This is a genomic window from Streptomyces gossypii (genome assembly GCF_025165795.1).
In the GTDB taxonomy this organism is placed as follows: Bacteria; Actinomycetota; Actinomycetes; order Streptomycetales; family Streptomycetaceae; genus Streptomyces; species Streptomyces gossypii.
In genome coordinates this window covers 515,086-539,810 of the sequence record NZ_JAJAGO010000002.1, presented here as the reverse complement: position 1 = coordinate 539,810, position 24,725 = coordinate 515,086, and the positions used below count along the sequence as shown (strand labels likewise).

General features: G+C 71.7%; 21 protein-coding genes, 2 tRNA genes and 1 pseudogene. 14 read left to right on the top strand and 10 right to left on the bottom strand.

Annotated features, from left to right (window positions below):
- The first annotated feature begins 141 nt into the window (after positions 1 to 141).
- A complete protein-coding gene (locus LHJ74_RS05985) occupies positions 142 to 396 on the top strand; it encodes a DUF3073 domain-containing protein (RefSeq protein ID WP_260216447.1) in 255 nt (84 codons plus the stop codon).
- 164 nt (positions 397 to 560) lie between these two features.
- On the opposite strand, the gene purM is transcribed toward LHJ74_RS05985, so the two are convergent.
- The 3 genes from purM to LHJ74_RS05970 form a co-directional block, all read right to left on the bottom strand.
- Positions 561 to 1,643, bottom strand: a complete 1,083-nt coding sequence (purM, locus tag LHJ74_RS05980; RefSeq protein WP_260216446.1) for a phosphoribosylformylglycinamidine cyclo-ligase — start codon at positions 1,641 to 1,643, stop codon at positions 561 to 563.
- A gap of 252 nt (positions 1,644 to 1,895) precedes the next feature.
- Positions 1,896 to 3,458, bottom strand: a complete 1,563-nt coding sequence (purF, locus tag LHJ74_RS05975; protein ID WP_260216445.1) for an amidophosphoribosyltransferase — start codon at positions 3,456 to 3,458, stop codon at positions 1,896 to 1,898.
- Positions 3,459 to 3,610: 152 nt separating this feature from the next.
- On the bottom strand, positions 3,611 to 4,417 hold the full coding sequence (locus LHJ74_RS05970; protein ID WP_260216444.1) for a maleylpyruvate isomerase family mycothiol-dependent enzyme: 807 nt from the start codon (positions 4,415 to 4,417) through the stop codon (positions 3,611 to 3,613).
- Here LHJ74_RS05970 and LHJ74_RS05965 point away from each other — a divergent pair.
- The gene (locus LHJ74_RS05965; protein ID WP_311203261.1) at positions 4,321 to 5,037 is read left to right on the top strand and encodes an alpha-L-arabinofuranosidase C-terminal domain-containing protein; all 717 of its coding nucleotides are present in this window, start codon (positions 4,321 to 4,323) and stop codon (positions 5,035 to 5,037) included. The two genes, LHJ74_RS05970 and LHJ74_RS05965, sit on opposite strands and share 97 nt — an antisense overlap.
- On the opposite strand, the gene purL is transcribed toward LHJ74_RS05965, so the two are convergent.
- From purL to purS, 3 genes are read right to left on the bottom strand one after another with little or no spacing between them, the layout of a single operon-like run.
- Complete coding sequence (purL, locus tag LHJ74_RS05960; RefSeq protein WP_260216442.1) at positions 4,973 to 7,255, bottom strand: phosphoribosylformylglycinamidine synthase subunit PurL; 2,283 nt, start codon at positions 7,253 to 7,255, stop codon at positions 4,973 to 4,975. The two genes, LHJ74_RS05965 and purL, sit on opposite strands and share 65 nt — an antisense overlap.
- 23 nt (positions 7,256 to 7,278) lie before the next feature.
- Positions 7,279 to 7,968, bottom strand: a complete 690-nt coding sequence (purQ, locus tag LHJ74_RS05955) for a phosphoribosylformylglycinamidine synthase subunit PurQ (RefSeq protein ID WP_260216441.1) — start codon at positions 7,966 to 7,968, stop codon at positions 7,279 to 7,281.
- Positions 7,965 to 8,300: a phosphoribosylformylglycinamidine synthase subunit PurS gene (gene purS, locus LHJ74_RS05950; RefSeq protein WP_260216440.1), complete on the bottom strand. Its 336-nt coding sequence runs from the start codon at positions 8,298 to 8,300 to the stop codon at positions 7,965 to 7,967. Before purS ends, purQ begins: the two co-directional genes overlap by 4 nt.
- Before the next feature lie 364 nt (positions 8,301 to 8,664).
- On the opposite strand from purS, the gene LHJ74_RS05945 reads away from it, so the two are divergent.
- The 9 genes and pseudogenes from LHJ74_RS05945 to LHJ74_RS05905 all read left to right on the top strand — a co-directional run bounded on the left by LHJ74_RS05945 (position 8,665) and on the right by LHJ74_RS05905 (position 17,262).
- On the top strand, positions 8,665 to 8,982 hold the full coding sequence (locus LHJ74_RS05945) for a histone-like nucleoid-structuring protein Lsr2 (RefSeq protein WP_260216439.1): 318 nt from the start codon (positions 8,665 to 8,667) through the stop codon (positions 8,980 to 8,982).
- 244 nt (positions 8,983 to 9,226) lie between these two features.
- Positions 9,227 to 9,301: transfer RNA gene (locus LHJ74_RS05940), tRNA-Gly, on the top strand.
- Positions 9,302 to 9,372: 71 nt separating this feature from the next.
- Positions 9,373 to 9,448 (top strand) — tRNA-Gly (locus tag LHJ74_RS05935).
- Between the two features lie 165 nt (positions 9,449 to 9,613).
- Positions 9,614 to 9,948 (top strand): annotated as a pseudogene (locus tag LHJ74_RS05930) (ATP-binding cassette domain-containing protein); the annotation flags it as partial.
- A gap of 129 nt (positions 9,949 to 10,077) precedes the next feature.
- Positions 10,078 to 11,352: a phosphoribosylamine--glycine ligase gene (gene purD / locus LHJ74_RS05925; protein WP_260216438.1), complete on the top strand. Its 1,275-nt coding sequence runs from the start codon at positions 10,078 to 10,080 to the stop codon at positions 11,350 to 11,352.
- A 322-nt stretch (positions 11,353 to 11,674) separates the two neighbouring features.
- A complete protein-coding gene (locus LHJ74_RS05920; RefSeq protein ID WP_260216437.1) occupies positions 11,675 to 13,465 on the top strand; it encodes a hypothetical protein in 1,791 nt (596 codons plus the stop codon).
- Between the two features lie 270 nt (positions 13,466 to 13,735).
- Positions 13,736 to 15,220, top strand: a complete 1,485-nt coding sequence (locus LHJ74_RS05915; protein ID WP_260216436.1) for a N,N-dimethylformamidase beta subunit family domain-containing protein — start codon at positions 13,736 to 13,738, stop codon at positions 15,218 to 15,220.
- Between the two features lie 83 nt (positions 15,221 to 15,303).
- A complete protein-coding gene (locus LHJ74_RS05910; protein WP_260216435.1) occupies positions 15,304 to 16,236 on the top strand; it encodes a phosphoribosylaminoimidazolesuccinocarboxamide synthase in 933 nt (310 codons plus the stop codon).
- A gap of 177 nt (positions 16,237 to 16,413) precedes the next feature.
- Positions 16,414 to 17,262, top strand: a complete 849-nt coding sequence (locus LHJ74_RS05905; RefSeq protein ID WP_260216434.1) for an SLATT domain-containing protein — start codon at positions 16,414 to 16,416, stop codon at positions 17,260 to 17,262.
- Positions 17,263 to 17,430: 168 nt separating this feature from the next.
- Here LHJ74_RS05905 and LHJ74_RS05900 read toward each other — a convergent pair whose 3' ends face one another.
- The 4 genes from LHJ74_RS05900 to LHJ74_RS05885 all read right to left on the bottom strand — a co-directional run bounded on the left by LHJ74_RS05900 (position 17,431) and on the right by LHJ74_RS05885 (position 20,908).
- Complete coding sequence (locus tag LHJ74_RS05900) at positions 17,431 to 17,862, bottom strand: MerR family transcriptional regulator (protein WP_260216433.1); 432 nt, start codon at positions 17,860 to 17,862, stop codon at positions 17,431 to 17,433.
- A 119-nt stretch (positions 17,863 to 17,981) separates the two neighbouring features.
- Entirely contained in the window at positions 17,982 to 18,632 is a 651-nt protein-coding gene (locus LHJ74_RS05895; RefSeq protein ID WP_260216432.1) for a putative DNA-mimic protein, read from the bottom strand.
- Between the two features lie 156 nt (positions 18,633 to 18,788).
- A complete protein-coding gene (locus LHJ74_RS05890; RefSeq protein ID WP_260216431.1) occupies positions 18,789 to 19,454 on the bottom strand; it encodes a GntR family transcriptional regulator in 666 nt (221 codons plus the stop codon).
- The gene (locus LHJ74_RS05885) at positions 19,451 to 20,908 is read right to left on the bottom strand and encodes an aspartate aminotransferase family protein (protein WP_260216430.1); all 1,458 of its coding nucleotides are present in this window, start codon (positions 20,906 to 20,908) and stop codon (positions 19,451 to 19,453) included. The genes LHJ74_RS05890 and LHJ74_RS05885 overlap by 4 nt, the downstream gene beginning before the upstream one ends.
- A 283-nt stretch (positions 20,909 to 21,191) precedes the next feature.
- Between LHJ74_RS05885 and LHJ74_RS05880 the strand changes: the two genes are divergently transcribed.
- From LHJ74_RS05880 to LHJ74_RS05870, 3 genes are all read left to right on the top strand, one after another.
- Complete coding sequence (locus LHJ74_RS05880; protein WP_260216429.1) at positions 21,192 to 21,773, top strand: DJ-1/PfpI family protein; 582 nt, start codon at positions 21,192 to 21,194, stop codon at positions 21,771 to 21,773.
- Positions 21,770 to 22,264 (top strand): MarR family winged helix-turn-helix transcriptional regulator, encoded by a 495-nt coding sequence (locus tag LHJ74_RS05875; RefSeq protein WP_375546665.1) that lies wholly within the window; start codon positions 21,770 to 21,772, stop codon positions 22,262 to 22,264. The genes LHJ74_RS05880 and LHJ74_RS05875 overlap by 4 nt, the downstream gene beginning before the upstream one ends.
- Positions 22,265 to 22,337: 73 nt before the next feature.
- Positions 22,338 to 24,542 (top strand): serine/threonine-protein kinase, encoded by a 2,205-nt coding sequence (locus tag LHJ74_RS05870; RefSeq protein ID WP_260216427.1) that lies wholly within the window; start codon positions 22,338 to 22,340, stop codon positions 24,540 to 24,542.
- Positions 24,543 to 24,725: the final 183 nt, after the last annotated feature.

The following is a 24,725-nucleotide window of genomic DNA, read 5'->3' as shown; positions in this document are numbered from 1 at the left end:
GTACCGCCCGGCGGCGGAAGCAGGTACCGTTGAAGACCTACGGACCGGTCTCTCTGTCGAGAGTCCGCACGTCCGGTCGGAAACATGAACGCGTGTCAAGACTCTGGGGCCGTCGAGCCCCGTCGTTGAGGGGGTCGAGCCATGGGGCGCGGCCGGGCCAAGGCCAAGCAGACAAAGGTCGCCCGCCAGCTGAAGTACAACAGCGGCGGGACGGATCTGTCGCGCCTGGCTGAAGAGCTGGGCGCATCGCCGTCGAACGAGCCGCCGATTGGTGAGCTGGTCGAAGACGATGAGCTGGATGACGACCCGTACGCACAGTACGCGGATCTGTACAACAGCGATGAAGAGGAGGACGAAGAGTCGTCCGACTCGGCATCGCGACAACGTCGCGCCTGACGCGACGAGCCAAGGCATCGGCCCGGTCCGGCATCCGCCGGACCGGGTTCTGTGCTGCACCGGCACCTGGAGCCGGGGCCAGAGGCCCCGGGGCCTGTACCAGGGCGTGTTTCCCGGACCGCCGCGGGCTCGCGGCGGTCCGGGAAACACGGCCTTGCCGTTTCTCAGCCCGCATGGTCCCCGGTGAGGGTCACTGCCGGGCCGCCCTCGCCGCGCTCGGTGATCTCGCCTGCCACCCAGGCCCCGACCCCGCGCTCGCCCAGCGTGTGCAGGGCCGTCGCCACCGAATCCTGCGGCACCACCGCGATCATGCCGACGCCCATGTTCAGCGTCTTCTCCAGCTCCGGACGCGCCACCCGCCCCAACTCGCCGACCAGGCCGAAAACCGGGCCCGGCATCCAGGTGGAGCGGTCGACCCGGGCGTGCAGGCCGTCCGGCACGACCCGGGCGAGGTTGTTGGCCAGACCGCCGCCGGTGATGTGCGAGAAGGCGTGCACCTCAGTCGTACGGGCCAGTGCCAGGCAGTCCAGCGAGTAGATCTTGGTGGGCTCCAGCAGCTCCTCACCGAGCGTCCGCCCGAACTCCTCGACCCGGCGGTCCAGCGCCCAGCCCGCGCGCTCCAGGAAGACCTGGCGGACGAGTGAATACCCATTGGAGTGAAGGCCGGAGGACTCCATCGCGATGATCGCGTCACCCGTACGGATGCGATCCGCGCCCAGCACCGCGTCCGCCTCGACGACGCCGGTGCCCGCACCGGCGACGTCGTACTCGTCCGGTCCGAGCAGGCCCGGGTGCTCGGCGGTCTCCCCGCCCACCAGAGCGCAGCCGGCCAGCACACAGCCCTCGGCGATGCCCTTCACGATCTGGGCGACCCGCTCCGGGCGCACCTTCCCGACACAGATGTAGTCGGTCATGAACAGCGGCTCGGCCCCGCAGACGACCAGGTCGTCGACGACCATGGCGACCAGGTCGTGGCCGATGGAGTCGTGGATGTCCATCCGCTGCGCCACGGCGACCTTGGTGCCGACCCCGTCCGTGGCGGAGGCGAGCAGCGGACGCTCGTAGCGCTTGAGGGCGGAGGCGTCGAAGAGCCCGGCGAAGCCGCCGAGGCCGCCCAGCGACTCGGGGCGCTGGGCCTTGCGGACCCACTCCTTCATCAGAACGACGGCGCGGTCGCCCGCCTCGATGTCGACTCCGGCGGCGGCGTAGCTGGCCCCGGGCGACTCCGGTGCGGTGGACTCAGTCATGGCTGGCTCTCTCGTGAAGACTGCGGGGACGGGACAGACGGGGACGGAACGGACGACGGGCGCTGGACGCGGGGACGGGAGGGAGGCGGGTGCGGCGCGGTCCCTGCGGCGGGGCCGGGCGGGCAGTGTGAGCAGATTGCCGCCGTCGCCCTGCCGTGCAGGCCGGGGCACCCTCGCCCCGCCCTGCGTCGCCCGCCCGGTGGCCGATGACGGGGCCTGTCGCCCCCGCCGCCTCCGCCTTTGGGCTGCGGCCTACGGGCGCCGGAGCGCGTCCGCGGCGCCCGGGCCCCCGGTCAGCGTCGGCAGGCCATCCACATCGGACTTCGCCGGCTCCATTGCCTCGGACTCCACGAGGTACTTGCCTCTGAGCTCCGGATCGGGCAGTTCCATCGGGTACTCGCCGTCGAAGCAGGCCCGGCAGAGGTTCGGCTTGGCGATCGTGGTCGCCGCGATCATGCCGTCGGTGGAGATGTAGCAGAGCGAGTCGGCGTCCAGCGACTTGCCGATCTCCTCGACGGTCAGGCCATTGGCGATCAGCTCCGCGCGGTTGGCGAAGTCGATACCGAAGAAGCAGGGCCATTTGATCGGCGGCGAGCTGATGCGTACGTGCACCTCGGCAGCGCCCGCCTCGCGGAGCATCCGGACCAGAGCGCGCTGGGTGTTGCCCCGAACGATGGAGTCGTCGACGACGACCAGCCGTTTGCCCCGGATCACCTCCTTGAGCGGATTGAGCTTGAGGCGGATGCCGAGCTGCCGGATGGTCTGGGACGGCTGGATGAAGGTCCGCCCCACGTAAGAGTTCTTCACAAGCCCGCTGCCGTACGGAATCCCGCTGGCCTCGGCGTAGCCGATGGCGGCCGGGGTACCGGACTCGGGCGTGGCTATGACGAGGTCGGCCTCGGCTGGCGCCTCGGCGGCCAGCTTGCGGCCCATCTCCACGCGGGAGAGATAGACGTTGCGGCCCGCGATGTCCGTGTCGGGGCGCGCGAGGTAGACGTATTCGAAGACGCAGCCCTTCGGCTTCGCTTCCGCGAACCGAGTGGAGCGGAGCCCCTCCTCGTCGATCGCGATCATCTCGCCCGGTTCGATCTCCCGGATGAACGAGGCACCGCAGATGTCCAGCGCCGCCGTCTCGGAAGCGACGACCCAGCCACGCTCCAGCCGTCCGAGCACCAGCGGGCGGATGCCCTGCGGATCACGGGCGGCGTACAGGGTGTGCTCGTCCATGAAGGTGAGCGAGAAGGCGCCCTTGACCTTGGGAAGCACCAGCGGCGCGGCCTCCTCGACACCGAGCGGCTTGCCGTCCTCATCGGTCTGGCACGCCAGCAGCGCGGTGACCAGATCCGTGTCGTTCGTCGCCGCGACCTGCGTGGCACGGCCGCTGCGCGGTTCGGCGAGGCTCGCGACCAGCTCCGCCAGCTCGACGGTGTTCACCAGGTTTCCGTTGTGACCCAGCGCGATGGAGCCGTGCGCGGTGGCACGGAAGGTGGGCTGGGCGTTCTCCCACACGGACGCGCCGGTCGTCGAGTAACGCGCGTGTCCGACCGCGATGTGGCCCCGCAGGGAGCCCAGCGAGGTTTCGTCGAAGACCTGGGAGACCAGGCCCATGTCCTTGAAAACGAGGATCTGCGAGCCGTTGCTCACCGCGATGCCCGCGGACTCCTGACCACGGTGCTGCAGCGCGTACAGACCGAAATAGGTGAGCTTCGCGACCGCTTCTCCCGGAGCCCAGACACCGAAGACGCCGCAGGCGTCCTGGGGACCTTTCTCACCGGGGAGCAGGTCGTGGTTGAGTAGTCCATCACCACGTGGCACGTCTCCGAGTCTACGGGCTGCGGTGGCGCTGCTCCGAATCGGGTTGGGTGGCTCGCCTCACATCTGCGGTGTCACGCGGCGTTGTGGTGTGCGCGTGCGGGCGCACTGCCGTGCGGGCGCCCTCAAACGCCGGGCGGGCGGAAAGCCCGTGGTCAGTTGAGGACGGGGAGGTGGGGGCGGAGGTTGGCGCGGTCGCCGGAGGCGGTGAGGGTGCCGGCGGCGAGCGCTTCGTCCCAGGTGATGCGGCCGGTCGCCAGCCGCAGCCAGGTCAGCGGATTGGTCTCCACCACGTGTGGCGGCGTGCCGCGGGTGTGCCGGGGGCCCTCGATGCACTGGGTAACGGCGAACGGCGGGATCCGCACCTCGACCGTGCCGCCCGGGGCCTTCGCGGCCAGGGCGTCCGCGAGCAGCCGTACGGTCGAGGCGAGGGCCTGCCGGTCCAGCGGGACGGCCAGCCCGGTGGCGCGGGCGAGATCGTCGGAGTGCACGACCAGTTCCACGAGCCGGGTGACCGTGAAGTCGAGCGCGCGCATGGCGCCGAAGTCCTGTGGCAGCAGCAGATCGGTCCGGACCGCCGATTCCAGTACGGGTTCCAGCGCGGTGACGGCCTCGTCGATACGGGCCGCCGGGTCCGCCGTACCGGCCGCGTCCCGCCGGGTCTGCTCGTCCAGGGCGGCGGCGAGGGCGGCGGTGGAACGCGCCCACCGGGAGAGGTCGACCTCGGGCGCCCGCGCCGCAGGCTCCGGCAGGGCGAGCAGCCGGGGCAGCGCGTCGATCTGGAGTGCGATGTGCACGAGCAGTTGGTGCACGTCCCAGCCGGGGAGCCCGGAGGGCAGCGCACGCTGCTCCGGCGTGCACCGGTGTGCGGCCCCAGCCACCGCCTCCACCTGCGCGGCGAGTGCCTCACGGACCCGGCGGGCGTCGTACGTGCGCGGCTTGCTGCGGTTCGCGGGCGGCATGCCGGGAGTTTACGGCGTGGCCCTCGGCACCGGGCGGCGCGTCCTGGCGGCAGTCCACCTTCCACCCCTTCGCGCTCACGGCATGGCACGCACGCGGCACCGTCCTGCGTACGGAAGGGACCGGGCCACGCATCGACACCCGTAAATACGGGGAGATGGACGCGCTCGACTCGGTGACCACCTGGGACGAGGAGAGCGGTGCCCTGACCGTGCTCGCCGTCAACCGCGACCAGGCGCAGCCGCTGACGCTGCGGGCCGCGCTGCGGGGGCTGCCCTCCGGCTACCGTGTCGCCGGACGCCTGGCGATCGCCGACGCCGATCCCGACGCGGTGAACTCCGAGTCGGAGCCGAACCGGGTGATCCCGCGCCCGGTGGAGGGCAGCAGGGTGACGGCGGACGGCGAGCTGGAGGCGGCCGCTCCCCCGCTGTCCTGGAACATGATCCGACTGCTGCCGGTGACCGGGGCGCAAGTGAGTGAGGGACCCCCGACGTACCCCGGGCGGACCGGGGCCGCCGGTCCCGCCCGGGTCCGCCCGGGTCCGCCCGGGACAAGGGTTAGGCGAGGAGCGCCGGGATCGTGCGCTCGTGGGTTTCGCGGAGCTCACTCAGCGGGACGCTGAACTGGCCCTGCACCTCGATCGCCGCCGTGCCGTCCGCCTCGGTGCCGTCCACCACGCCGATCCGGGCGACCGGGAGGCCGCGCGCACCGCACATGTCGTTGAAGCGGACCTCCTCGCTGCGCGGGATCGCGACGATCGCGCGGCCCTGCGACTCGGAGAAGAGGAACACGAACGGGTCGATGCCTTCGGGGACGACGATCCGGGCGCCCTTGCCGCCCTGCAGGCAGGATTCGGCGAGGGCCTGGATCAGCCCGCCGTCGCTCAGGTCGTGCGCCGCGTCGGCCATGCCGTCGCGGGAGGCGGAGACCAGGATCTCGCCGAGCAGCCGCTCCCGCTCCAGGTCCACGGCCGGCGGCAGCCCGCCGAGGTGATCGTGCGCGACCTGCGACCAGGCCGAGCCGCCCAGCTCCTCGCGGGTGTCGCCGAGGAGGTAGATCAGCTGTCCCTCCTCAGAGAACCCACTCGGCGTACGGCGGGTGACGTCGTCGATGACGCCGAGCACGCCGACCACCGGGGTCGGGTGGACAGCGATCTCGCCCGTCTGGTTGTAGAGCGAGACGTTGCCGCCGGTGACCGGGGTGCCCAGCACCTGGCAGGCGTCGGCCAGCCCCCGGCACGCCTCCGCGAACTGCCACATCGCCGCCGGGTCCTCCGGCGAACCGAAGTTGAGGCAGTCGGTGATGGCGAGCGGTGTCGCGCCGGTGGTGGCGACATTGCGGTACGACTCCGACAGCGCCAGCTGCGCGCCCGCGTACGGGTCGAGCTTGGCGTACCGGCCGTTTCCGTCGGTGGCGACGGCGACGCCCAGGCCCGTCTCGGCGTCGATACGGATCATGCCGCCGTCCTCGGGCTGGGCGAGCACCGTGTCACCGAGGACGTAGCGGTCGTACTGGTCGGTGATCCAGGACTTGGCGGCCTGGTTCGGCGAGCCGAGCAGCGCCAGCGTCGCCGCCCGCAGCTCCTCGCCGCTGCCGGGCCGTGGCAGCCGGGCCGGGTCGTCGGCCTGGAGGGCGTCCTGCCAGGCCGGGCGGGCGTACGGGCGGTTGAGCACCGGTCCGTCGTGGGCGACGGTGCGCGGCGGTACGTCCACGATCTGCTCGCCGTGCCAGTAGATGCCCAGCCGGTCCCCGTCGGTGACCTCACCGATGACGGTGGCGGTGACGTCCCACTTCTCGCAGATCTCCAGGAAGCGCTCCACCTTCGAAGGCTCCAGGACGGCGCACATGCGCTCCTGCGACTCGCTCATCAGGATCTCCTCGGGGGAGAGCGAGGAGTCACGGAGCGGCACGACGTCCAGATCGACGTGCATGCCGCCGGAGCCGTTGGAGGCCAGCTCGGAGGTGGCGCAGGAGAGGCCGGCCGCGCCCAGGTCCTGGATGCCGACGACCAGCTGCTCCCGGAACGCCTCCAGGGTGCACTCGATCAGCAGCTTCTCCTGGAAGGGGTCACCGACCTGGACCGCCGGGCGCTTGCTCGGCTTGGTGCCCGCTGATTCGTCCGTGAAGGTCTCGGACGCGAGGATGGACGCGCCGCCGATGCCGTCGCCGCCGGTGCGGGCGCCGTAGAGCACCACCTTGTTGCCGGTGCCGGACGCCTTGGCCAGATGGATGTCCTCGTGCTTCATCACACCGATGCACAGGGCGTTGACCAACGGGTTTCCCTGGTAGCAGGAGTCGAAGACGACCTCGCCGCCGATGTTGGGCAGGCCCAGGCAGTTGCCGTAGCCGCCGATGCCCGCGACGACGCCGGGCAGCACGCGCCGGGTGTCCGGGTGGTCGGCGGCGCCGAAACGCAGCGGGTCCATCACGGCGACCGGCCGGGCGCCCATGGCGATGATGTCGCGCACGATGCCGCCGATGCCGGTGGCCGCACCCTGGTAGGGCTCGACGTACGAGGGGTGGTTGTGCGACTCCACCTTGAAGGTGACCGCGTAACCCTGGCCGACGTCGACCACGCCCGCCTGCTCGCCGATGCCGACCAGCATCGCGTCGGAGTGCGGGGCCTTCTCGCTGAACTGCTTGAGATGCACCTTGCTCGACTTGTACGAGCAGTGCTCCGACCACATGACCGAGTACATCGCCAGCTCGGCACCCGTCGGGCGGCGGCCGAGGATTTCCCGGATGCGGGCGTACTCGTCTTCTTTCAGGCCGAGTTCGGCCCACGGCAGGGCCGTCTCCGGGGTCTGCTCGGCGTGCTTGACGGTGTCCAGGCTGTGCATGAGGGCTCGCTCGCTCCGCTCGCTCACGATGAGACGACCAGGGTCTTGAGTACCGAGGTGAAGAATCCGAGACCGTCGGTCGTCGGGCCGGTCAGGGCCTCGACCGCGTGCTCGGGGTGCGGCATGAGGCCGACCACGTTCCCGGCCTCGTTGCTGATTCCGGCGATGCCACGGTACGAGCCGTTCGGGTTCGGACCGGCATAACGGAAGACGACCCGGCCTTCGGCCTCCAGCGCGTCGAGGGTGCGCGTGTCGGCGACATAACCGCCCTCGCCGTTCTTCAGCGGGACAGTGATCTCCTGCCCCGGCTGGTAATCCCTCGTCCAGGCGGTGTTGACGTTCTCGACACTCATTCGCTGATCGCGGCAGAGGAAGTGCAGATGGTCGTTGCGGGTCAGCGCGCCCGGCAGCAGATGCGATTCGCACAGCACCTGGAAGCCGTTGCAGATGCCGAGGACCGGCATTCCCGCGCGCGCTTGTTCGATCAGTGTCTCCATGACCGGGGAGAAGCGGGCGATCGCGCCGCAGCGCAGATAGTCGCCGTAGGAGAATCCGCCGGGCAGAACCACGGCGTCCACATCATGCAGGCTCTTGTCCCGGTGCCAGAGCGCGACGGGCTCACCGCCCGCGAGGCTGATGGCGCGCCGGGCGTCCCGGTCGTCCAGCGACCCGGGGAAGGTGACGACCCCGATGCGGCCGAGGCCCCCGCTCACGCCGTGGCTCCCGCACCCTCGGACGCGGCTCCGGAGCCCGCTGCGCCGGCTCCGGTGCTGCCCGAGACGGCCGCCTCCGCCCCGGACGCGGTCTCCAGACGGACGGTGTAGTCCTCGATCACGGTGTTGGCGAGGAAGGTCTCCGCCATCTCCCGGACACGGACGAGAAGGGCGTCGTCGACGGGCCCTTCCACTTCGAGCTCGAAGCGCTTGCCCTGGCGGACATCGGCGATGCCTTCGAAGCCCAGGCGGGGCAGTGCGCGCTGCACCGCCTGCCCCTGCGGGTCGAGGATCTCCGGCTTCAGCATGACGTCGACTACGACGCGAGCCACGGGTACTCCCGGTGAGGTGGGGTGCTGGTGGGGCTTGCCGGCCACTGACCGGACAAGCCCGGGGAAGCTTCCTGCTCCGGTCGCCAGCCTACCCGGCCAGTGGATCTACGCGGGTAGATATCGTCACGGTCACATATCGTAGGCACCGGACTCTGGGAAAACGGCAGCGAAAAAAGTATCGTCCCGATTGCGGCTTGGGACGCGAGAAGATGAGCGGGCTAGAATAGCTTGACTTGGCAAAGCGTTGCCCTCTCTGTACAAAAGAAATGTCATTGATCCTCATCACCCGGATCGCCATATTTCCACGTCACCATGGCGCGGGCGGGTAACCCGCAGGGCGATCCATACCGAAGGGCCGATATCCGTGGCGCAGCGCGTAGTGGTCTCACTCTCCGACGACATCGACGGCGGGGACGCGACGGAGACGATCGCATTCGGGTTGGACGGCCGGTCGTACGAGATCGACCTCAGTACGGCGAACGCGAAGAAACTCCGGGGAGCATTGGAACCTTTTGTGGAGGCCGGTCGCAAGCGGTCGAAGTCGGGCAAGACCTATCACCGCACGTCGGTCGCACCGGACCCGCGCGCCGTGCGCGCGTGGGCCGAGTCCAACGGTTTCAGGGTGCCGCCGCGCGGGCGTATCCCGAAGAAGGTCTACGAGGCGTTCAACTCCGCGCGCTGAACCGCGGGTGGTCCCGGCCCGCCGCAGCCGCCGCCCTCGGGTGGCGGCTGTGGCAGGGCACGGCCCTGCCACAGCCTCCGGTCGCGGGGGCGCGTACGCCGCGCGGCCGGGGCGGCCGGAGCGGGCCGCCGAATCGGCCGGTCAGGTGGGATCGGGAGCCAACTTGCCATCACCCCCCAGCTATCGGCTAGAGTTTGGCTCACGCCGCAAGGGAAACCCGCAAGGGAGACTCTGAAGGAAGCGTGCGGGTGTAGCTCAGTAGTAGAGCGCCCCCTTTCCAAGGGGGAGGCGCAGTGTGCAATCCCTGTCACCCGCTCCATCTGCTCGACCGGTCCTCAGGATCAGGTAGAGTAGCTGTCGCACCACTCGGTGAAAGCCGGGTGGAGGCATGCGGACGTAGCTCAGCTGGTAGAGCGCAACCTTGCCAAGGTTGAGGTCGCGAGTTCGAACCTCGTCGTCCGCTCCATGTATGAAGAGGGTCCGGTCGATTCGACCGGGCCTTCTTCGTTGTGTCCATGCCAGCATGACCTGACCATGTACCGCCCGCCGTCCACGTGCACATGGCGTGTGTCATTTTTGCCGGTGACAGCTCGCACTGCCCGCACGCCCGGCGGGCCGGAAGTCTGGTCGTATGGATGCGATCGAAGTCGAAGACCCGAGGCGGAGCCACGCGGAGGGATTTCGAAGCGGTCCGTGGTGTGTCCTGCACCGCGCCGGAGGAAGAAATCTTCGCACTGCTGGGGGCCGACGGCGCGGGCAAGACCTCCTCGGTCGAACTGCTGGAGGGCCTGGACGCACCAAGCGGCGGGCGGGTACGCGTGCTCGGCCTCGACCCGTACGCGCGACGCGCCGCACTGCGCCGGCGTACCGGGGTGATGCTTCAGGAGGGCGGCTTCCCGTCCGAGCTGGCTGACGGTGCCGGAGACGGCGCGGATGTGGGCGGGCTGTACGAGCCGCCCGCGGCCGTGGCCGAGACGCTGAGCTTCGCCGGAGGGCGGTACCGGCGGCTGCGGGTGCGTGCAGCCGCGAGGCGGAGAAGCGTCCGGTGACCGGACGGCCGGGAAGTCCGTCGCCACCGGAAGTTAGGCTGCACCCGTGAAGGTCCTCGTCATCGGCGGCGGCGCCCGCGAACACGCCCTGTGCCGCTCACTCTCGCTCGACCCCGGCGTCACCGCGCTGCACTGCGCCCCCGGCAACGCCGGGATCGCCGAGGTGGCGACGCTGCACCCCGTCGATCCGCTCGACGGTGCCGCCGTCGCCGCGCTGGCGTCCGGGCTGGACGCCGGGCTGGTCGTCGTCGGCCCGGAGGCGCCCTTGGTGGCCGGGGTCGCGGACGCCGTACGGGCGCGGGGCATCGCCGTGTTCGGGCCGTCGGCGGAGGCCGCGCGACTGGAGGGCTCCAAGGCGTTCGCCAAGGAGGTGATGGCCGCCGCCGGGGTCCCCACCGCCCGTTCCTACGTGTGTACGAACGAGGCGGAGGTCGATGTGGCGCTGGACGCCTTCGGGCCGCCCTATGTCGTCAAGGACGACGGTCTCGCCGCCGGTAAGGGCGTGGTCGTCACCGACGACCTGGCCACCGCCCGCGCCCACGCGCTCAGCTGCGGGGACGTGATCATCGAGGAGTTCCTGGACGGCCCCGAGGTGTCGCTCTTCGCGGTGACCGACGGAGAGCACGTCGTACCTCTCCAGCCCGCCCAGGACTTCAAGCGCGCCTACGACGCCGACGAGGGCCCCAACACCGGCGGCATGGGCGCCTACTCACCACTCCCCTGGGCCGACCCCAAGCTGGTCGCGGAGACAGAGCGGACGGTCCTGCAGCCGACCGTCGACGAACTGCGGCGGCGCGGCACACCCTTCTCCGGGCTGCTCTACGCAGGGCTGGCGCTGACCTCGCGCGGCCTGCGCGTCATCGAGTTCAACGCCCGCTTCGGCGACCCGGAGACCCAGGCGGTGCTGGCCCGGCTGAAGACCCCGCTGGGCGTCCTGCTGCACGCCGCCGCGACGGGCACGCTGGCCGAGCTGCCCCCGCTGCGCTGGAGCGACGGCGCGGCGGTGACCGTTGTCGTGGCGGCACACGACTATCCCGCGTCCCCTCGTACGGGAGATCCGATCGAGGGGCTCGACGCGGTGCTGGCGAAGGACGCGCCCAAGGCGTATGTCCTGCACGCGGGCACCCGGCGGGACGCGGAGGGGCACATCGTGAGCGCGGGCGGCCGGGTGCTCTCGGTGACGGCGACGGGCTCGGACCTGGCCAAGGCCCGTGCTCGGGCCTACGCGGCCGTGGAGCGCATCGACCTGGCGGGTTCGCAGCACCGTACGGACATCGCGGAGCAGGCGGCGGCGGACGAGCGGGCGACGCAGTTGCAGTGATCTTCATCGGTCGACGGAAAGGCCGCTTCCACCTTCGGATGGTGGTCATGGCGTCAACTGACCAAGATCATCACTCGGCCCGCGTACGCACCCGAGCCCGCCCGCGCGCAGCATCTCTCCCCAAAGCCATTCCATCGAGTGACCACCCCGCCGTCCGGCTGACGGACCCGCACAGCCCCAACTAGGGTGCCGGGCAAGCCGCGTCGAGCTTCTGGAGGGTCGGTCCACCGACTGGCCCGCCGCACGTTGCGTTGTCAGTGCGCGGTGCCACAGTGAGGGGGTACCTCGCGGTCTCAGGGCTTGTCTTGGGGGTGAGCAGTTCGTGCGGAAAAGCCGGCAGGCAGGCGCCCTCTCGGCACGCGGCCACGCCCTCGCCGTCCTGCGCATCCGCAGCGCGGCGCTGAGTGTCGCGCTGCTGCCGGCCGCGGTGGCCATCGTGCTGCATGCCGCCAGCCTCACGGGCCGGATCGGCAGCGGGTGGGACGGCGTGCGATGGGCGGTGACGGGGGTCGCCGTGGTGGCCCTCGCGGTGGCCTCGGGCGTCGCGGCGGTGATCGCCCGCGCGCAGCCCGCGCTCACTCCGACGATCCCCGTGGAGGAAGCCTCCGCGCCCGATCTCTATGCGCTGGTGCGTGATCTCGCACGGCGTCTGGAGGTGCCGGTTCCGTCCTCGATAGCGCTCACCCCGGACTGCGACAGCTGGCTGGAGGACCGCACCCACCCCGCCCATCAGCGGGCGGGCGGCGCCCGGCGCGGGGGCGCGGGGCAGGCGGCGGCCGAGGCGCCGGTTCTCGTGATCGGCTCACCGTTCCTGTGGTGGATGCGGGTCGCGGAGCTGCGCTCGCTGCTCGCCCCGGTGGTCGCCGGTACGGGGCCGTCCGCGCATCCGGACATAGCGGCTGCCCGCAGATGCGTGCGCGGCCTCGACGCCGCGGTGGCCCTCGCGGACCGCACCCGCGCGGCGGCGGGAGGCAGTCCGGCAGGGGGCGGTCCGGCAGGGCGCAGTCCGGCAGAAGGAGGCTCGGCGGGCGGCGGTACGGCCGAGGGCGGCTGGGTGCTCGGGCCGCTGCGGCGGGCGGGGCTGCGCTTCGTGGGCTGGGTGGCGAGATCGATGCTCCGCTCCTGCGGGCCGCACACCGCCGAGATGGAGCGCGGGGTCGCCGCGGCGGCGGCGGACCGCGCGAAGACCGTCGACCGCGGCCTGCGGACGACGGCGCAGGAGCAGGTCGGCCTCGCGTACGCGGGCTGGGACCGGCTGCTGACCCGAGTCGCGCTGCCTGCCTGGCGCACCGGGCGCTGGCCGGGCCGTCTGAACGCCGGGGTGGTTTCGGCGCTGACCGAGCTTTCCCGGCGGGACCGGCTGGCCGAGGGCTTCGCCTCCCGGCTCGGCGAGCGGCCCGCCTGCGACCTCCTCGAAGAGCCGGGCGCGGTCGACACGGCGATCTCCCTTCTGGCGGCCCGCCTCTTCCACGGCGAGCCGACCCGGCCGGACGCGGACTGGGCACCGGTGGACTGGGCGGACTATCCGGAGGAGGTCGTCGACCGCATCTGGCGCATGGAGACGTCCCGCCTCTTCGAGGCCCTCGACGCGACGGAGGCCCCGGCGGGGGCGGCAGGCGCGGCGGGCGCGGGCAGAGCGGGCGGGCAGGCGCGTGAGTGCGGGCTGCCGTACGACGCGACGCTGGCGCGGGTGATCGAGCGGCTGGCGGGTGACGGTGGGGAGGCGATCGGGGCACGGATCAGTGCCGCCGTGGCCCGGGAGGAGCTGGCGCGCGCTGCCGATGGCCCGGCCGCCGACCCAGGCGGCGGGCCGCACGCGGGGGCCGTCGGGCCGCCGTCGCCCATGGGGCTGCCGCTCCGGCCGCCGCGCACCGGCCGTGAGCTGCTGGCGGAGCATGTCACCGCGGCCGTCTGCTGTGCCGCGGTCGACACCATGGGCGCGGCGCCCGGGCTCGACTGGCTGGACGGCCCCGCGCTGCTGCTCGGCGGCGAGCGTGCGGCCGATCTGACGCGTCCGGTGCTGGCCCTCGTCGAGGACGGCGACCCGGGGCCGCTGCGGGGATGGCTGGCAACCGTGGGCGTGCGGGCCGACAAGCCGGTGCGGCTGGTCTGACGGGGACCTCCCCGTCCGGCGCACCTCTCCGGCGCGCACCTCTCCGGCGCACGTCTCGTCCGGCACGCGCCTCGCCGGGGGCACGCCCGCGCGCCCCCGGACCCGTGCGCGTACACACACTCTCCCTGCTGCGCACCCGCTGTACACGCCGAGACACCTCGTAAGAGGTAACTACTTCAACCATTTCGCGACGAATAAGGACAGCGTGCTCGCTTTATGTGATGTGCTGGGCGCAGTGAGTACGGGGGACGTGTGCGAGGGGAGTCGGACATGGTGACCGAACAGATGGGGCGCTGGGAATCGGGGGCGTTGGCCCACGCCGTCTCGGATCCCTTCGGTCAGGGCCCGCTGCCCTGGCTGCGCGGGAGCGAGCAGTATTTCGAGAACGGCCAGATGATCCCCTGGTACGTGGGGCTGCGCGACGGCACGTCCGCCACCGCCGGCCACAGCACCGGGCACATAAACGGCCCGCGTAACGCCGATGACGTCGCCTGCCAGATCAAGGGTTTCGCCTCCGGTGACGGCGGTGTCAGCCCCGGTGAGTCGATCGACTTCCGGATCACGGTGAATCCGCCCCAGCCCTTCAGCGTCGACATCTACCGGATCGGCCACTACGGCGGCGAGGGCGCCGCCAAGATCGGCACCAGCCCCCGGCTCTCCGGCATCGTGCAGCCCGAGCCGCTGGCCGCCGACCGCACGGTCTCCTGCCACCACTGGTGGCTCTCCTGGCGCCTGCAGATCCCGGACTACTGGTCGACGGGTGCACATGTCGCCGTGCTCACCACGGCGGACGGGCACCGTTCGCACATCCCCTTCACCATCCGCGACCCCGAGCCCGCGGACCTGCTCCTGCTGATGCCCGACATCACCTGGCAGGCGTACAACCTCTTCCCCGAGGACGGCCGTACGGGCGCCAGCCTCTATCACGCCTGGGGAGGTTCGGGCCGGTTGCTCGGCGAGGAGCAGGCGGCGGTCACGGTCTCCTTCGACCGTCCGTACGCGGGCGCCGGGCTCCCCCTCCACGTCGGGCACGCCTACGACTTCATCCGCTGGGCCGAACGCTACGGTTACGACCTCGCCTACGCCGACACCCGCGATCTGCACGCGGGCCGGATCGATCCGAGCCGGTACCGGGGGCTGATCTTCCCGGGGCACGACGAGTACTGGTCGGTGCCGATGCGCCGCGCCGCCGAGCGGGCCAGGGACGACGGCACCGCGCTGGTCTTCCTCTCCGCCAACTCCATGTACTGGCAGGTCGAGCTGGAGGCGCTGCCCAGCGGCGACCCGGACCGGCTGCTGAGCTGCCGCAAGCGCAGGGGCCCGGGGCGCTCGGCGCTGTGGCGGGAGCAGTCGGATCCGGAGCAGCGGCTGCTGGGCATCCAGTACGCGAGCCAGGTCCCGGAGCCGTACCCGCTGGTCGTGCGGAACGCCGAGCACTGGCTGTGGGAGTCGACCGGGGCAGCCGAGGGCGATGAGCTGCCCGGTCTGGTCGCGGGCGAGGCGGACCGCTACTACCCGCGCACCCCGCTGCCGGAGCACAGCGGGCGCATGCTGCTGGCGCACTCCCCGTACCACGACCGCACGGGCACCCTGCGCCACCAGGAGACGTCGCTCTACCGGGCGCCCAGCGGCGCGCTGGTCTTCGCCTCCGGCACCTTCGCCTGGTCCCCGGCACTGGACCGCCCCGGCCACACCGATGCGCGGGTGCAGCGGGCCACGGCCAATCTGCTGGACCGTATCTGCAAGCGGGACTGAGAAGCTGTCGCCCCGACCCCTGGAGCGCGGAAGCCGTCCGCGTACAGGAGAATGGCCAGTCCGCGTGCCGATGGGAGAGACCTGTGTCCGGATTCGTCGAGAAGCCCGAGCCCGTGCAGGTGCCCGGCCTGGTGCATCTGCACACCGGCAAGGTGCGCGATCTGTACCAGAACGAGGCGGGCGAGCTGGTCATGGTCGCCAGCGACCGGATCTCCGCGTACGACTGGGTGCTGCCGACGGAGATTCCCGACAAGGGCCGGATCCTGACCCAGTTGTCGCTGTGGTGGTTCGAGCAGCTCGCCGATCTGGTGCCGCACCATGTCCTGTCCACCGAGGTCCCCGAGGGCGCCCCGGCCGACTGGGCGGGCCGTACGACGGTGTGCAGGCAGCTGCGGATGCTCCCGGTCGAGTGCGTGGCGCGCGGCTACCTCGCCGGCTCGGGCCTGGTGGAGTACGAGGCGACCCGCACGGTGTGCGGCCTCGCACTGCCGGAGGGCCTTACCGATGGCTCCGAACTGCCCGCGCCGATCTTCACTCCGGCCACCAAGGCGGAGGTCGGTGAGCACGACGAGAACGTCAGTTACGAGGAGGTCGCCCGGCTGACCGGGGTGGAGACGGCGGCGCTGCTGCGTCAGACGACGCTCGCCGTCTACAGCCGGGCGCGCGGCATCGCCCGCGAACGGGGCATCATTCTGGCGGACACGAAATTCGAGTTCGGCCTCGACGGGGAGGGGGCACCCGCGGGCACGGACCAGCCGGGCGGCGGCCTGGTGCTGGCCGACGAGGTGCTGACTCCGGATTCCTCCCGCTTCTGGCCGCTGGACCAGTGGGAGCCGGGCCGTCCGCAGCCGTCCTTCGACAAGCAGTACGTCCGCGACTGGCTCGGTGGGCCGGAGTCGGGCTGGGACCGCGGCGGCCGGAAGCCGCCGCCCGAGCTGCCCGGCCCGGTGGTGGAGCGGACACGCGCCAAGTACGCGGAGGCGTACCGGCTGCTGACAGGTACCTCTTTCGAGTGATTTCGCCGGGACTCGCCCTGCGGCGCGGTCATCCGGGCGACGGTGCCCGGCGGGGGGTTCGCAGTGTCGGGAGCACGGCGTCGCGAGCACGGCGTGACAGCGGCTGCTGGCGCGCGGTGGCAGCTGAGCAGACAGTTCCAGAGGGCCGCGGGTGCGGTCCGGGGTTGGGAGTAGCAGGTGAGTCAGCCGGAGATGCGGCCCGAGGGCGCGTCGCGGGACCGGGACGGAAGCGCCGCGCGGGAGCGGGACACCGCGCGGGACGGCACGGCGCAGGACGGGACGAAGGGGGAGGGAGCGAAGCGCGGCGGCGAGAGCACCCGGGAGAAGAGCTCGAAGCGGGAGGAGGTGCGCGGCGATCTGCTCGGCCGCGCCTTCCCGATCGGTGACTGGGGCGAACCGGCGCAGCGGCTCGACGAGCTCTACCAGTGGGTCGAGCAGGGCGCGCTGCGGACGGCCGACTGGTACCTGGCCGACCGTCGCTGGAAGCGCCGGGCCGCGCGCACACTGCGCGGCGGCACGGTGGGCTCGGTGGCGATCGGTGCCGCGCTGCCGCTGCTGGAACTCACCGACGCCTTCGACACCTCGCTCGGCACCTGGGGCTTCGTGTCGCTGCTGAGCGCGGCAGTGTGCGTGGGCTGCGACCGCTACTTCGGGCTGACTTCCGGCTGGATGCGGGATGTCGCCACGGCACAGGCGGTGCAGCGCAGACTGGAGGAACTGCAGTACGACTGGGCGGCGGAGAGCGTCCGGGAGGCGCTGGGCCCGACCGAGGGCACCGCGAGCGAGGCGGCGGAGCGCTGCCTCAACGTGCTGCGGCGTTTCACCCAGGACATCACCGAGATCGTGCGGGCGGAGACGGCGGACTGGATCGTGGAGTTCCGTACGTCGCCCGCGCCGCTGCGGGCGCAGGCCGGGCGCGTGGGCGGCCCGCCCCGTACGGAGGAGGCCTCGGTGCCCCGCTTCCCCCCGATGCCGGGCAACCGCCCGAGCATGCCGCGGCAGCGGCCGCCGGAGGGCTCACGCTGAGAAGCTGTTGTCTTGCCCCAGCCCGGGGTAGGACAACAGCTTCTGAACCGGTTCGCGCCCGGCGCGGCGCGGACCGACCGGCCACGGACCACCGCGCAACGGACCACCGGGCCGCGTTCCACCGGGCCGCGTTCCACCGCGCCGCGTTCCACCGCGCCGCGCACACCTTCACCCGCTGACGGGCTCGCGCTCGCCCCCCGTCCACAACTCGGCGGCGGTGCCCCGGGCGAGGTGGTCCTCGTAGATACCGATCTTGTGGTTGATCAAGTCCAGGCATCTGGTGACCTCGGCGAGCTGCTGGGCCACTCGTTCACGGTGCCCGAGCAGCAGTGCGAGACGCTCCTGCTCGTTGCCCGAACCCGCCCGGACCAGCTCCGTGTAGTGGCGGATGGCGGGGAGCGGCATCCCGGCGGCGCGGAAGCAGATGCAGATCTGCAGCCACTCCACGTCGTCCTCGCGGTAGACGCGGCGGCCGCCGTGGCCGCGCGGCACGGGGTGCGGAAGGATGCCCTCGCGCTCGTAGAAGCGGAGGGTGTAGACGCTGAGGCCGGTGCGCTCCGCGACCTGCCCGATGCTCAACTCCGGTGTGATCTCGGTCATAGCGTCTACTGTAGGGACTGAGCTTGAGCTGGAGTGTACTCAAGCTCACCGGCCGGGAATGCGGTCCGCGCGGCGGGCCGCCGAAGGGGACGGCCCGCCGCGCGTGCCGCATGGCGCGCTCAGCTGAAGATGATCATCGAGCCCTGGGCGAGACTGCGGGTGGCCGCCGCGTGCAGGCCCAGCCAGACGTGCCGTTCCCGTGCGTACGGGCTGTCGCCGTAGGTGATCGGCGCCGCGGGCTCCTCCAGCTCCGTGGGACGAGCGGGTGGTTCGGGCGGCGGGGGCGGGTTGGCCGGGTCGATGCCGAGATAGGGGGCGACGGCCTCCAGTTCGCGCAGCAACCCGTGGCCGGAGCCCAACGGGCCGCCGCCCTCCAGGAGTTCGTCGTTGGAGAGAGGCACCGCGAAATCGACGGGCACATACGCGCCCGCATGGTCGTAATGCCAGACCAGATGCGACTGCTGGGCCGTCGGTTCGAACATCTCCAGCAGCTGTTCGTAGTCCCCGCCGAGCGCGTCGACCGGGGTGACCTCCAAGCCGCACAGATGCAGCAGGTGCACGCGGCGCAGCAGGTGCAGCGCGTCGTAGTCGAAGCCCGCGACCGGTGCGACGTCGCCGGAGAGCCCGGCGACGTAGCCGTACACGGGCACCGGGGGCATACCCGCATCGGCGAGGGCCCGGTCGTACGTCGCGATCTCGTCGGCGAAGGGATTGTCGGGGCTGTGGCACAGCACGTCCACGAGGGGGACCAGCCAGAGGTCACAAGCCAAGGGGTGCTCCAATGCACGGCGACGTTCCTCGGAAAGGGCTCGCAACAGCGTAATGCCGTGCGCCCGGCAGTTGCAGCCTGCAGGCGTTCACACACGGAAAGAAGCACGGATCGAAGAATCCGATGGAAGCCCGCGCAGCCTCGCCTCGGAGGGCCGTCAGAGCCCGCTGAGTTTCTGCACCAGGGCAAGCGAGTGGGCGTTGTACGCCCCGATGAGCTGCTCCGCCTCCGTCACGTCCCGCCGCTCGACGGCCGCCGCCAACTCCCGGTGTCCGGCCCACAGCTGACCGCCCAGCTCCTCCTCGCGCCGCAGGAAGGGCACGGCGAAGGCCCAGCACTGCACGCGCAGCCGGTCCAGGAAGTCGGAGACATAGGGATTCGCGATGATCCCGCTCAACTCCCGCCAGTAGCGCAGGTCGTAGCCGATCAGCACATCCAGGTCTCCGGCGGTGGCGGCCCGTTCGGCCGCCTCCGCACGGCGGCGGACGGAAGCGATCAGGACGGGGTCCGGTGCCCGCACGGCCGCGCCCTGGGCCGCCACACCCCGGAAGACCCCGTCGAAGACCAGGGTGCGCGCCTCGATCATCGACCGGAAGTCCTCGATCGTGAACTCGTGCACCCGGAAGCCCCGGTGCTGCTCCACCTCCAGCAGCCCCTGCGCCGCGAGATCGACGAGCGCCTCCCGTACGGGCGTCGCGGAGACGCCGAACTGCTCGGCGATCTCCTTGACGGTGAAGTCGCGGCCGGTCGGCAGCCGTCCGGCGAGAATCTCGTCGCGCAGTGCGACGGCGATCTGCGCGCGCAGGGTGCTGCGGCGGATCACAGCAGGCGCCCCGCTCGGAGGTCCCGCACACCGGTGGCTGCCGCTATGTCCGCCGTGCCCGCCACTCCTGCCGTGCCTGCGGTGGTGTGCGCGTCCGCCGCGTACAGCGCGTCGTCCAGGAGGGCCAGGCCGTCCTTCGCCTCCGACTCCGTGAGGGTGCACGGCGGTACGACATGCGTGCGGTTCATGTTCACGAACGGCCAGAGGCCGCCTCGCTTGCAGGCGGCGGCGAAGTCGGCCATCGGCTGGTTGGCGGCGCCCGAGGCGTTGTACGGCACCAGCGGTTCGCGGGTTGCCTGGTCCCGCACCAGGTCCAGTGCCCAGAAGACGCCGACGCCGCGCACTTCGCCCACCGAGGGGTGGCGCGCGGCGAGGGCGCGCAGGCCGGGCCCGAGTACCGTCTCGCCGATCCGTGCGGCGTTCTCCACGATGCCCTCCTCGGCCATCGCCTCCAGGGTGGCGACGGCGGAGGCGCAGGCGAGCGGGTGCCCGGAGTAGGTGAGCCCGCCGGGGTACGGGCGCTGGTCGAAGGTGGCGGCGACTGCGGCGGAGAGGGCGACCCCGCCCAGCGGCACGTAGCCGGAGTTGACGCCCTTGGCGAAGACCAGCAGATCGGGCGTGACGTCGAAGAGGTCGGCCGCGAACCAGCTGCCCGTACGGCCGAAGCCCGCCATCACCTCGTCCAGGATGAAGACGATGCCCAACCGGTCGCAGATCTCCCGGACGCCCGCCAGATAGCCGGGCGGCGGCACCAGCACGCCGGCGGTGCCGACGACCGTCTCCAGGATGATCGCGGCCACCGACTCCGGCCCCTCGAAGGCGAGCGTCTCCTCGAGGTGGGCGAGCGCGCGGGCGCACTCCTCGGCCTCTGTGGTTGCGTGGAAGTGCGAGCGGTAGAGGTGCGGGCCGAAGAAGTGGACGACACCGGCGGAGGCGGTGTCCGAGGGCCAGCGGCGCGGGTCACCGGTGAGGTTGATCGCGGCGGAGGTTGCACCGTGGTACGAGCGGTAGGCGGAGAGCAGCTTCGGGCGGCCGGTGTGCAGCCGGGCCATCCGTACCGCGTGCTCGACCGCCTCGGTACCGCCGTTGGTGAAGAAGATCTTGTCCAGGTCGCCTGGAGTGCGCTCCGCGATCAGCCGGGCGGCCTCGGAGCGTACGTCGACCGCGAAGCCGGGCGCCATCGTGCACATCCGGGCCGCCTGCCGCTGGATCGCGGCGACGACCTTCGGGTGCTGGTGGCCGATGTTGGTGTTGACCAGTTGGGAGGAGAAGTCGAGATACCGGTTGCCGTCGTAGTCCCAGAAGTAGGAGCCCTCCCCGCCGGCGACGGCCAGCGGGTCGATCTGCCCCTGCGCGGACCAGGAGTGAAAGACGTGCGCGCGGTCCGCGGATTTCACGGCCTCCTTCGACGCTTGCCCGCCGGGGCCGGTGCGATTGGTGTCCTTGCTGGTCATACGGGTTTCACCTCTTCGCTCGTACCGATCGCCGCCGTGGGGTGGTAGGCGTCGGGCCCCCAGCGTAGGCCCTGCCCCGGCGGGGCCCGGGGGCTCAGGGGGCTCAGGGGCCGAAGGACCGAGGGCCATGGAGCAGTGGGAGCAGTGGGAGCAGAGGGAGCAGAGGGAGCGTGCGGATGTTGACAGCATGCTGTCGTAGCGACAGAATGCTGTCATGTCGCGCCGAGCGGCACAGCAGCAGAGCGGTACGGCAGAGCAACCAGTGAGCCAAAGGAGCAGTGCCATGAGCTTTCACCTGGCCGTCTACGACACCCTCGCCGACTACGAGTACGGGCACGCGGCGGCCCATCTGCCCGGCGGCGTCACCACCGTCGGGCCGAGCACCGAGCCCGTCACCACCAAGGCGGGGCTCCGCATCCAGCCGGACTTGGCGCTCAGCGAACTCCGCCCGGAAGACAGCGAGTTGCTGATCCTGCCCGGAGCGGACCTCTGGTTCGGGGACACCCTCGCTCCGTTCGCCCGCACCGCCCGCCAGTTCCTGGCCGCCGAAGTGCCCGTCGCCGCGATCTGCGGGGCGACCTTCGGGCTGGCCACCGAGGGACTGCTGGACGACCGCGGCCACACGAGCGCCGCACCGGAGTATCTGGCGTCCTCCGGTTACGGCGGCGGCGCACACTACAAGGACGCGGACGCGGTGACCGACAAAGATCTGATCACCGCCGGGCCGACCGAGCCGGTCGCCTTCGCCCGTGAGATCTTCGCCCGGCTGGGCACCTTCACCCCGGAGGTACTGGACGCCTGGTTCCGGCTCTTCAAGGACTCGGACGAGGACGCGTACGCAGTCTTCGCGGCGGCCCAGGGATGAGCGGCGGCGGCTCCTTGCCGGATCCCGCCCCGCTGCTGAGCGGCACCGCCCTGTCGGTCTTCCGGCTCAACGGCCAGTTCCTGTCCGTCGCCGAGGGGCTCGCCCGCCCCGCCGGGCTGACCGCCGCCTGGTGGCAGGTGCTGGGCGCGGTCCTGCACGAGCCGCTGCCGGTCTCCGGGATAGCCCGCGCGATGGGCATCACCCGGCAGAGCGTCCAGCGCATCGCGGACCTGCTGGTGGAGCGCGGCCTGGCTGCGTACGAACCGAACCCGGCGCACCGCAGGGCCAAGCTCCTCACCCCGACGGAGGCGGGGCACGCGGCCATGGCCCGGATCACCCCCGGCCACGCCCGGTTCGCCGCACGGTTGGCCGAAGAACTGGGCGGGGAGACCGAGTTCGAGGTGGTGCTCGGGGCACTGGGTAGGCTCTCGCAAGCGCTGGAGACGCTGGAGGCGGCGGACTCGCCAGAACGGCAGGGCATAGACCGGTAACAGATCGGCGACGCTCCGCCCCTTCTCCACATGCGCGGGCATAACCTCCGTGTCGGGGAAGGGACCAAGCAGCATGGAACAGCTCGAGCCGCAGGATCCACGAAGCATCGGTGGATACCGGCTGATCGGCAGACTCGGCGAGGGCGGCATGGGCCGCGTCTACCTCGCGCGCAACGACCGCGGCCGTACGGTCGCGGTCAAGCTGGTGCGGGACGAACTCATCGCACAAGAGGAGTTCCGCGCCCGATTCCGCCAGGAGGTGCGCGCCGCACGCCGCGTCGGGGGCACTTGGACGGCACCGGTCCTGGACGCCGACACTGAGGCTCCGACACCGTGGGTGGCCACCGGCTATATCGCCGGGCCGTCCCTCCAGCGGGTCATCGCGGAGAACGGCAGGCCGCTGCCCGAGCGTTCCGTACGGCTGATGGCCTCGGGGCTCGCCCATGCGCTCCAGGCCGTGCACGCGGCCGGGATCGTGCACCGGGACCTGAAGCCGTCCAATGTGCTGATCACCATCGACGGCCCGCGCGTCATCGACTTCGGCATCGCCCGCGCCCTGGAGGGGACCGTCGCCAGTGACGGGCTGACGCGCGCCGGCTCCATCGTCGGTACGCCCGGCTTCCTGGCTCCGGAGCAGGTGCGCGGGGAGCGCCTCTCCCCCGCCAGCGACATCTTCTGCCTCGGCTCGGTGCTGGCGTTCGCGGCGACCGCGCAGTTGCCGTTCGGCGACGCCAACAGCGGTGTACACGCGGTTCTCTACCGCATCGCGGAGGAGGAGGCGAACCTCTCGGAGCTGCCGGACGGGCTCCGCGAACTGGTGGCGGGCTGCCTCGCGAAGGACCCGGCGGACCGGCCCACCCTGGAGGAGGTGCTGGCGCTCACCGCCGACCGGGCGCCTGGCGATCCTCCCACCCTGAAAGAGACGCTGGGGCGCCCCGCAGACCCGGAAGGCTCGGACGAGCCCTGGCTGCCCGGCTCGCTGGTCGCCCAACTGGGGCGACATGCAACAGAGTTGTTGAACGTCGAGCACCACAACGGCGACACGGACGGGGACGGATCGCCGCTGGTCCAGCCTCCGGGCGAGCCTGTCGCGGCGGATGCGGGCGGCGCTGCGGACGCGGGGGACGGTGGCAGTGCCGACGCGGGTGCGGCCGACGCAGGTGCGGCCGACGCGGGTGCGGCCGGAACCGCGGGTGCGGCCGGAACCGCGGGTGACAGTGCCGAAGGAGCCGCGGGTGACAGTGCCGAAGGAGCCGCGGACGCGGTGATGATCCCGGCACCGCCCACCTCCCCGCCGCCGACAACGCTGGACGCCAAAGCCACGCCCCCCGGACAGCAGCCCGCCTGGCCGCCAGCCTCCAACGGCCCGTCCACGCCGCCCACGTTGCATCACCTGCCGACGGAGGTGGGCACCGGAGCCTCGTCGGCCCCGCTCGCACTGCCCCCGGCCACGCCCACCCCGTCCGGCCAGGCCACCCCGTCCGGCGGGTCCACCCCGACCGGCGGGGACGCGGCACCGGCCGATCCTGCCGCCTACGCCGTCCCCTCCACGCCGCTTCCCGGATACCCAGGCCATCCCGGCATGGGGCCCGGCGGTCCGCACTCCGGGCCCCCGACCGCCGTCCCCGGCTATGTCCCGCTCACCTACTACCCGCAGGCCGTTCCCCCCGGGCCCCAGGGCCGGAACAGCACGCCCGTGCTGATCGCGGCGCTGGTCGCGTTGCTGATCGTGGTGAGCGGAGTGACGGCCTACGCGCTGCTGGACGACGGCGACGGCGGCAATCAGGCGACCCCGCCCACGCCCAGCCAGAGCCCCGGCCCCGACGGCACCGACGTGGACAGCACGCCCGAGGAGCCGCCCGAGTCCCCTTCCGACGACAGCTCGGAGCGGGGCCAGGACCGGGAGCCGGACCAGGACGGCGACAACGACGACGACGGTGACGACGACAAGATCCCCTCCGACTATCTGGGCGCCTGGGAGCGGTCGTTCGGCACCGGCGACGTCAACCGCTTCCGGGTGGTCGTCAGTCAGGGGCAGATCGGGGACACCGTCGTGTCGATCAGCGGTGACGGCCCCAACTTCAGCTGCCGGTTCCAGGCCGATCTGCGGTCCTACGGGCCGCCGGTGGCACTCGCGGGCTCCCGGGTCACCTACCAGTCCTCGGACGAGTCGTGCGAGCCGGGCCCGACGACCACGCTGGAACTGACCGATGACGGGCAGCTGCGCCGTAGCTTCGCCGACGGACGGAAACCGGAGATCTACTCCCGGGCCGGCTGACGGCCGGCGGCAGGCTTCGACGGACGGCAGGCTGCGGCTGACGGCAGGCTTCGACGGACGCCGGGCTCCGACCGTCGGCACAGCCGGTCGGCCCGGCTGCTCGGCCCGCTCCGCGCCGCTGCCGGGGCGGGAACCGAGCCGGGCCCGTGGCCCGTCCACAACAGCAGTCGGCCGCACCTCTAT

Coding starts and splice junctions, on each gene's coding strand:
- LHJ74_RS05875 (WP_375546665.1), top strand. CDS start 21,770: ATGAGCGGCGGCGGCTCCTTGCCGGATCCCGCCCCGCTGCTGAGCGGC.
- LHJ74_RS05885 (WP_260216430.1), bottom strand. CDS start 20,908: ATGACCAGCAAGGACACCAATCGCACCGGCCCCGGCGGGCAAGCGTCG.
- purM (WP_260216446.1), bottom strand. CDS start 1,643: ATGACTGAGTCCACCGCACCGGAGTCGCCCGGGGCCAGCTACGCCGCC.
- LHJ74_RS05985 (WP_260216447.1), top strand. CDS start 142: ATGGGGCGCGGCCGGGCCAAGGCCAAGCAGACAAAGGTCGCCCGCCAG.
- LHJ74_RS05880 (WP_260216429.1), top strand. CDS start 21,192: ATGAGCTTTCACCTGGCCGTCTACGACACCCTCGCCGACTACGAGTAC.
- LHJ74_RS05870 (WP_260216427.1), top strand. CDS start 22,338: ATGGAACAGCTCGAGCCGCAGGATCCACGAAGCATCGGTGGATACCGG.
- LHJ74_RS05915 (WP_260216436.1), top strand. CDS start 13,736: ATGGTGACCGAACAGATGGGGCGCTGGGAATCGGGGGCGTTGGCCCAC.
- LHJ74_RS05900 (WP_260216433.1), bottom strand. CDS start 17,862: ATGACCGAGATCACACCGGAGTTGAGCATCGGGCAGGTCGCGGAGCGC.
- purL (WP_260216442.1), bottom strand. CDS start 7,255: ATGCACAGCCTGGACACCGTCAAGCACGCCGAGCAGACCCCGGAGACG.
- LHJ74_RS05970 (WP_260216444.1), bottom strand. CDS start 4,417: ATGCCGCCCGCGAACCGCAGCAAGCCGCGCACGTACGACGCCCGCCGG.